We start from the raw sequence: 429 nt of genomic DNA on the forward strand, positions 1-429 counted from the left end.
GCATCGCTGATCGCGGTCAGCACACCGTCGCGAAAGTGATAAAACCGTGACGCCTGAGCCAGCACCAATTCATCAGGCAGCGACCCCAAGTAAATCGCCGCTTCCGCCAAGCTGTTGGTGATCGCCGGCCGTGAGGCGGTAGGCAACGGAAACTCAGTACTGCGGTTCTCATGATCCGTCCAAACCACCGAATCACCGTCCACCACCAACCGCTGCGCCAGCGAGTGACTCCAACCAAACCCCAACCCACAATCCACTTCCACCGCACTGGTGCGGTACAACCGCGTCCACTCAAACGGCAAAATCCCATCCAACGCGCCATCGGTAAGGGTCAGCAACTCCTCCCCGGTGACCATCGACACTGGGCAGCCATTAGTGGCCGTTTTATCCGCAGGCGCCGCCGCATCTCCCTGCGGATTCTTCGCAGCG

At 60.1% G+C, this 429-nt stretch carries 1 protein-coding gene; it reads right to left on the reverse strand.

What is annotated here, in order from left to right; translation table 11 throughout:
• Positions 1-429 (reverse strand): DUF6531 domain-containing protein (locus ACI77I_RS32200; protein WP_407000247.1); only part of this gene is annotated, 429 nt, incomplete at both ends.

Origin of the sequence: Pseudomonas sp. D47 (assembly GCF_045447305.1) — a bacterium.
In the GTDB taxonomy this organism is placed as follows: domain Bacteria; phylum Pseudomonadota; class Gammaproteobacteria; order Pseudomonadales; family Pseudomonadaceae; genus Aquipseudomonas.